We start from the raw sequence: 8401 nt of genomic DNA, 5'->3' as shown, positions 1-8401 counted from the left end.
AAATAATATTAATGTTAATGTTTTAAATTCTAATCTCATAAAATGGCATCATCACCATTAAATAATTCTTTAATATCTTCTGAACTATAATTTGCTTGTTCTTCGGCAATGATTTCATTTGGTTTTTCAGATAGTAAAATATCTTTTTTTAAATCATTATTTGTATGTAAAAATTCATAATTAGATACTTGTACTATTCACTGTGTTTTATCTTCTTTGTTTTTATAAGATTGTAAAATACCCGTAATTGCAATTTGAGAACCTTTTTGACAATATTTTTGTAAAATAGTTGCTTGTTTATTTCAAACTTGACAAGGGATAAAATCAGTTTCTTTTTGAACTGAATATGGGCGTGTTATTGCCAATTGAAATATGGCATATTCTTTTCCATTACTTGTTTGTTTAATTTCTATATCTTTGGTGGTTCTACCAATTCCGATAAATTGATTCATTTTGTTATTTCCTTTCTGTGAAATTAAGTTGTGAACTCAAATTTGAGCTGCAATTATTTTCTAAATTAGGAATGAGTTGTAATTCTTTTCCCGTACATCCAGTCGTATAATATCTGGTATGTCTTTTTATTTTAAATACAGCTCCACAATTTAGACAAATATATTTATAACATTTCATTGTTGTTGGTTCCTTTCTAAAAAATAAAAATAGGTAGAATGACTTTTTTATCATTCTACCTATACACAAAAATTAAAAAATGTTATAATTTAACTGACCTACCAAACGGTGGGGGTTAAATTAATAAGCCCTAGTTAAACGGTTTTCCTGACCGCTTAATAAGGTGTGTAGAAGAATGACGTTCAGGTCATTTTTCTTTTTGTTTATTTAGTTGTGTTTATTATAGCACAGGTAGAGTGTATTATTTATTTAATTGTTAAAATAAATTATCTAAATAAGTTGGGTTAACTTGAATTTTTTTAATAAATAACTTGCCACTCGGAAGAGTGGTTTTTAAATAGCATTCCCCAACATTTAAAGTTTTAAGGTCATTTGGATGTACAATAAATTCATCCACCGTTCGTACCGAACCCATATCAGCAGTGTTATTTTTAAAATCAAGTTGTCGCGTTAGTTTTTCGGTTTCTTGGGTACCAAAGACACTAGCGACATATTCCGCTGTGTTAGGGTCTTTAATGTTATGACAAACAATAGTGCTAACATTTCCAAAAATAGTATCTGTTAAATTCATATTGTTTGTTTTTAGGTCGTTGATTGTTTGAAATGACAAAAAACATTGATAATTAAAACTACGCGACTTATTTATCAAATTGACAATCGTTTCACTCGCAAAGACATTAAACTCATCTAAAACAATGTTAATTTTTTGATTAACTGGTTTTAGCGTGGTTAATTCTTTTAAATCTTGGATAATGATTTTTCCAACCGAACCCGCCAACTCGGGGTATTTCAATGAATTAATACTAAACAAAATTGTTTTATGTTTAGTAATTAATTCAAGTAAAGTATTATTTTTGCTAAGCGAATTATTTAACTGAATATTAGTAATATTAAGTTTACTTAACATCCCTGATATTTCTTTTTCTTCAAAATTATTGCTAAGCATATCATAATTTTCACTTTTAACATCAACTAACTTTAATAATTTTTCAATATTAAAATATTCAATAATATTGTTTAAAGTAATATCAATTTTCTTTTCTATTAAAACATTTAATAAAATTAGTAAGTAATGTTTTGCCTTATCGCGATAAAAAGGTTCAGAAAAATCAAACAACGACATTATCTTATCTGATAACACAACACTATCTTTTGTAGCAAAAGGGTTATATTCCGTTGTGTCACCAATTTCTCAAATAAAAGCGTTAGGGTCTAAGTGTTTTACTTTATTAATTAAATCAATATCCCCCTTTACCATCAATAATAATTGTGGTCTGTTTAAATATTTGAGTTAGTTGTTTTACCAAAAACATTAATGTCGTTGTTTTACCACCCCCCGTTGTACCAACCAACAAAGTATGTTGAGTTAAATTAGTTTTTGGAATACCATACTTATTATTAAGTGCTAGCATTTTTAATTGTAATGTTTTAAATTCTTTATCACTTGCTTTGTTTCTTTTTTGTTGTTTTGTTTTCGGGTTATCCATATTATTTATTTTATGACTTACATAAAATCACAAGAAAAATAATAACGCAATAATAAACAATACAAAAGAAATTATCCAACTATATTTATCAACATAAGCAATATGAAAGTTTTTAAAATCTAATGTATGATATTTTAAAAACATAATAATAATCGCCGAAGCACAATTTATTATGCACAACATAATAAACGGAATAACCAAAATGAAAATAAATCAGTAAATAATTTTATTGCTAATATTTTTATCTCGCCAATTTATAATTTTTTTTCACATTTAAACCCGCCACCTTTCTATAAAAAAATCGTTGTCTGTGCTGCATTGAAAGTTATTTTAATGAATAAGATATTAACTCAATGCAATAGAAACGATTTTATTTATTTAATGCTTCTTGGTTAATTTTAATTGCTGCAAGAATTTTGTTTCATTCACATTGATAAAGATTGATTAAATATTGACCTTGCCAAATTTCACTTTTGACATGTATTTTAGCGTCATTATCATATAATCAGATAATATATTCATCTGTGCTTTTGATACCAACAGCAAGTGATTTACCACTCCGCGAACCGTGAATGCATTTTTTACTAATTCACACCGACAACCCCCTATGCTTGGGGATAGAAAATAAACTGGCCTTTTCAGTTTCGCGTTTTAGTTTTCTGCGTGCCATAATGTTAACTGTTACTCATTCACTATCTTTTGTTTCCATAAACTATATTTCCTTTCCTAAGTTATTAATGTCTTCTTGGGTGCCAATTGCTTTGATTTCTTCACTTGTTGCAATAACTTGCAAAATATAGCGCCTATCATTTATACTAAACAAACACATTCCCTTTTTAGGAGTTAAAATAACATTTTTCTCATAGGCATTTATCATATTGTTATCAGTCAATAATTCAGTATAATTTTGCAACCCAATTGAATTCAAATGATGAATAAATTGATAAGTACACTGCTCAATTATTCCCCGTGCTTGGCGTTTAACCTCTTCGCCGTGTTGGGTAAAATCACCGATACTTTGCGTTAAGATATATAAAATTCCATTAAATTTACGACAAGTTTTAGACAAAGTAAATAAATAATTAAGCGCAAGCATATTATCTTGGTTAATTAATAAGTGTGCCTCATCAACAGTAATGCAAATTCAACTCTGTTGCTCGGGTGGTAAATTTAAGTTATCTTCTTTATTTTTTTTCATAACACGGTCAAGCAAAGCAAGCAACAAATACATTTGTGCGTTAGCAATTGTTTTTGATTTTGCCATATTGTAAATATCAAAAACAATCAAGTCGCTTTTAATTTCTAAGGTACTAGCACCATTAAACAAGGTGCCATCTGCTCCTTTGGTTAGTTTTCACAACATTTTTTCTAACAAGGTATCTTGTTCTGGTTTATTAACCAAGTTATATAAATCAGTTAAAATTGGATAATCTTTCCGTGTTAATTGACTTAAATTTGTATCAGCAGTTATTTTAAAGTTTTTATACAACTGAATAATATATTCTTGTAATTTAGCAAGGTCAATATTTGTTAAATCACTGTACAAATTTTTAAACCATTGTTCTAAAAACGAAATATGTTCAGCAAAATTATCAGTAAAGATTTCTAAGGGGTTTATTTTTGCCTTTGGGTTATTACCAAATTCAATAATTTCCCCACCGTGATAATTGGCAAAACTACCATATTCGCGTTGTGGGTCAATAATATAGATTTTTGTGTTATTACAATATAATCAGTTAAGTTGTTTTTTAACATTAAATGTTTTTCCAAACCCCATCTGACCCACAAAAAAACCATTGTGACTTGCTCGTGTTGATGACTTGGTTTTAATGTCAAATATAATTGGTTGTATTTGTTCATTTTCACCCATTATTAGTCCTTGCGGGTCATTTAACGGTTTACTTGGAAACGGTCAAGCACTAGCAAGAGTAATGGTCGCCATTTCTTGCTCAATGTTTTTTAATTTATCATTATTGTTAAATAACAAACATTTATAAGTTGCAAACTGGCGAAATGTTAAATCATTAATAGTAAAACGATTTCTTATCATTTCGTTTTTTAAATTTGAAACAACTTGGTCTAAACCGTTTTTACTATCAGCAAAACAAGTGAAAACAATTGAAACCATTTTTAAGGTTTCACCCCCAACTTGAATAAGTTGTAATAACTCATTAAAATTTTGTAAATATAAGTTAAATTCAATATCTTCACTTGCTTTTTTGGTTTCTTGGTCTTGTGTTCTTCGTATTGCACGGTCAAGCAATTTAAACGCTGTCATATTGTCTAAATGGCGAACACGAATAGAAATATTGACATTTTCTATTTCGCTAAAATTACTCAACCACATATCATTAACAGTCAATGGAAACTGATTAACAGTAAGATAACTAACAAATTTATTGTTATTTAGTTTCAAATATTTTGCAGTTTCTTTAATAGATGTTGCTACTGATAAAATTGTTGTATTTGTTGGTATAATTTTTTTATCAACAATTTTTTTAATTTCTTCGCTTGTTGGCAAAGTTAAAGAAAGGTGTTGATTATATGATAACAACGATAATTCAATTTTTTTATCATTGTTATTTGTAAAAACAATTAAATAATAATTTTGTTCTAACTTTAAATCTTGGTTTTCCAAGTATTCAGACATAGACAAAAAATTATTTAATTGATGTTTTTGTGAATTTTTTAAACTATCTTGCTTTAAGGTTTGTGCAAGATAGTTTTTATTTTTGTCAAAATTCAACTTACTATCAATTTTGATGATTTCAAAATCAAAATTTAAGGCACGCAAATAATTAGAAAAGTCATAAATCGGGGTATTGCGTTCTTCTTGCGTTGACAATGTTAAATCAACAGCATTTATTTTATATATAAGAACTTTTTTATTTTCAAAAACAACACTGTTATTAATAATTTCATTGTAGTTGTTATTTTCTATGTTATGTTTTTTTCGTTTAAATAAAAAAGCAAAGGCAACAAAAATCACATAGTATAATTTATCACCATTTTTATTTGGTGTAATCAAAAATATTGTTAAAATAGAAACAATAACGGTTGTAATAACTCCCCCAAGCAACGATAACTTTGCAAGCAAAGTCAAAGATAAAGTTATCAAAACAACGCCAACAAAAATAATAAAAAGTTCCGCTCAACCAATACCACCCAAAATATTTGAAACAGTAAATCGTACTCTACTTGCTTTTTTAGTAATTATTTTTGGGTTATTTTCCATTGTTTTTATCTCCTTTATCTTTCTTTGATGTTTTAGTGCTTGCTTGTTCTAAAACACTATCTTTATTGTTTTTCTGTTTTCGTTGTTCTTTAAATGTTTGATAATCACTTATATTTGTCATAACTTTATCTTTGGTTTTCGTTGCTTGACCCGCAAACGCACCCGCAACACCACCCGTATTAGGGTTAAAACCACCAAACAATGCTCCCGCTGTTGCTTCTTTAAATGGGGTACCACTTTTCATTGCACTACTTATTCCTTGAGTTAAACCAATTGGTTTACCAACCACATTACGAGCTGCAAATTTACCAGATTTTCACGTGAATTTGCCACCGATTTTGGCAAGGTTAGTTGCCATTCCAAATGACATTAAATTACCGATACTATCACTCATCGCTGTATTACCACCAATTAAACTTGTTATAATTTGTGGTGATTTTGCAACGGAAAAACCAAAAGCAAAAATACCAAGCAAGATAAAGATTGGTTGCGATAAAGAATTAGGCATAAATGTTGCCACTTGCCCTAACACCGCAATACTCATAATAAATATGTTATAAGTTATAAACATAAAAGCATAACTTATAAATCGCCCCAAGACCATATCTTTTCAATTACGAAATTGTTGTCCTTGGTCAGCAACACTCATCACAACAACAACCGGCGAATAACACAATAAGATAAATAATTCAATTATTCGCCAAAATAGAAACATACAAACAGTAAACATAATATAAACCATAAAACACTCCGCCGTTAAGCAAATAATATAACTAAAATTGCTACTATCTGCAAATGTCCACGACACAGGAATATAACTAAAATGATGAACACCATTCATAAAACTACTATTAAAAATCGCCAAAGCAATATTATTTGTATCAATCGGTGCATTTTGCAAAAACAATTTAACAATCATTGTCATAATTGTATTTGCCATAATAAATAATGTTGGTATTAGCGGAATAGCAATAATGATAATAAGAACATTTGTAATCGCCGCTTTCATTTCGTGGCGGCGATTATTATACATTCACGCTATCGCTTTTGTGCCAATAATGACAATAAACATTACCATGGCAATACCAAACAGCAATCAATATATCGTGTTAATATTATTCATACTAAATAATCGTTCACTTAACGCTCCCCCGCCAATAAAGTACACGACATCTTGCATTCCACCCAGTAATCAAACAATCGGCTTTATAAAAATCAGATACAAAATAGCACAAAAACTATTTATCGCTCACCCAATAATGTCCCCCATTATGTTTGACCCGCCAGTTGTTTCTAATGTTTCAACATTCAAAGTATTAGAGAAAAATGTTTGGATATTATTTGATGTTTCAGTATTTGGTAAAAATCACAATATCGCCGATAATATCGCAATGACAATACAACCAATAATTAACAAAGGTATCATTGCAATTGCTAATATTGTAAATATTTTTTTAAAATAATAGGCAATAAATCGCTCTAACCCTTGTTTTAATATTGGTTTTTTTGATTTTATAACCGTTAAATTATCTTGTTTTTGTTTTCTGAACAACATAATTACACCACCTAACTTGTGATTGGTGCGATAGTATCTTTAAACGCCAATACAATTGCACTTGCAAGAATAACAATTAACAAACAGATTAATACCCACATCACTTTTTTAATTGTTTCTTTGCGATTAGCACTATCAGCGTTGAATTTACCACCAATCGCATATACACCAATCATTATGATTGCTGATACAACTGCGATGGCAATTAACACTGNCATTGNAATACCTAAAATTTTGTTAAGTAAGTCATTAACCCCACTTGTCGCTAACAAAGTCATCATTATTTTTCACCACCTTTATTTTTTTGTGCGTCTTTTTCGGCCTCTTCTTTTCTAACTTGTTCAACNAATTTATCGTGGCGGTTTTTTTTAATTTTTGGTAAAAAATATTTATCAAAAACAAATCTTTTAAACAACCAATACNCCAGACCAAGACCCGCCAAGACACCAACAACAACGCCAATAATTCACAATTTACTATCNCCATCTTTCTTATTGTCNGGTGTCTTGCTGTCTTTGATTTGCAAGGTAAATTGCTCTGCTGTCGCGTTATTGTATTTAACAGTAATATTTACTTTGTCATTTGGTTTAAACTCACTTTGGTTTAANNCAAANGAAACTTTGTTTANATCATAATTGCTAGTATTTACATCAGGAATTTTGATACTGCTTGGGATTTGAGTTTTTAACTGCTCTACGACTTGCTCTTTTGTCAACGGTGCTTTTGATGACAATTTACCATTGGTTTTAAACCAATCAGCAACCGCCGTTGCAAATTGACTATCACTTGCTAGTTGTTGTCAGTTTTTACTTTCGTTAATTATTTTGTTTAGTTGTATTGCATTAAGTTTTTTAATGCTCTCATTATATCCGTTTAAACTTGCTCATTCGTAAAATTGTTGTCCTTGGTCTGTGTCTCAAAAGTTCGGTGTTAAATTATCTTTGTTCAAAGCAATATAATAAAAACTTGAATTATCAGCACTATCTTTTGTTTCAACTAAAAAGCGACCTTGATATGAATTTAACATCGTTGCATTTAAAGACACATCACCAGTAATATTTACTGTCTGACCGTTTTTTTGTCAATTATCATTTAGACCATATACAACACCACTTTGTACTGTTGAACCAGTTGGTTTGTTTAAACTAACTTTAACTTCGGTATCAGAGTAGTACAAATCACTAGTTAAAGTAAACTCCCCTACTTTGTCATTAGTTGGTACTTGATAAACATAACTAGCAACATTACCAAACGGCGATGTGTTTTTTTGTACAGTAATAATTGGTTGTGCCAATAATGATGACACAATGATTTGCCCTGTATAACTTTTCCCATCAACTTTAAATGCTATGACAATTTTATAGTCTTTATTTTCAACAGTCGTGCTATCTACTGGCAAATCAAAGTCCCATTTTTTATTTGGGCTAGGCATAATAGAACCGTTGACTTTAACAGTGTCAATATCAGTGTTTGCTATTTTAACTTTAACTTGTC

General features: G+C 29.5%; 7 protein-coding genes. All 7 read right to left on the bottom strand.

The window, feature by feature from the left end; all coding sequences use genetic code 4:
* Nucleotides 1–29: 29 nt before the first annotated feature.
* Nucleotides 30–452, bottom strand: a complete 423-nt coding sequence (locus TS70_RS05215; RefSeq protein WP_198049620.1) for a single-stranded DNA-binding protein — start codon at nt 450–452, stop codon at nt 30–32.
* Between the two features lie 434 nt (nt 453–886).
* Nucleotides 887–1888, bottom strand: a complete 1002-nt coding sequence (locus TS70_RS05210; protein WP_308699453.1) for a type IV secretory system conjugative DNA transfer family protein — start codon at nt 1886–1888, stop codon at nt 887–889.
* The gene (locus TS70_RS05205) at nt 1860–2390 is read right to left on the bottom strand and encodes a type IV secretion system DNA-binding domain-containing protein (protein WP_198049618.1); all 531 of its coding nucleotides are present in this window, start codon (nt 2388–2390) and stop codon (nt 1860–1862) included. Before TS70_RS05205 ends, TS70_RS05210 begins: the two co-directional genes overlap by 29 nt.
* 97 nt (nt 2391–2487) lie before the next feature.
* Complete coding sequence (locus TS70_RS05200) at nt 2488–2826, bottom strand: hypothetical protein (protein WP_198049617.1); 339 nt, start codon at nt 2824–2826, stop codon at nt 2488–2490.
* 3 nt (nt 2827–2829) lie between these two features.
* Nucleotides 2830–5352, bottom strand: a complete 2523-nt coding sequence (locus TS70_RS05195; protein WP_198049616.1) for an Mbov_0397 family ICE element conjugal transfer ATPase — start codon at nt 5350–5352, stop codon at nt 2830–2832.
* A complete protein-coding gene (locus TS70_RS05190) occupies nt 5342–6907 on the bottom strand; it encodes an Mbov_0396 family ICE element transmembrane protein (protein ID WP_198049615.1) in 1566 nt (521 codons plus the stop codon). The genes TS70_RS05195 and TS70_RS05190 overlap by 11 nt, the downstream gene beginning before the upstream one ends.
* 11 nt (nt 6908–6918) lie before the next feature.
* Nucleotides 6919–7185 (bottom strand): Mbov_0395 family pilin-like conjugal transfer protein, encoded by a 267-nt coding sequence (locus TS70_RS05185; protein WP_443028837.1) that lies wholly within the window; start codon nt 7183–7185, stop codon nt 6919–6921.
* Nucleotides 7186–8401: the final 1216 nt, after the last annotated feature.

Source organism: Spiroplasma sp. hyd1 (assembly GCF_016082235.1).
Lineage (GTDB): Bacteria > Bacillota_I > Bacilli_A > Mycoplasmatales > Mycoplasmataceae > Spiroplasma > Spiroplasma poulsonii.
The sequence above is the reverse complement of the archived record's forward strand: the minus strand, read 5'-3'. Positions and strand labels throughout refer to the sequence as shown.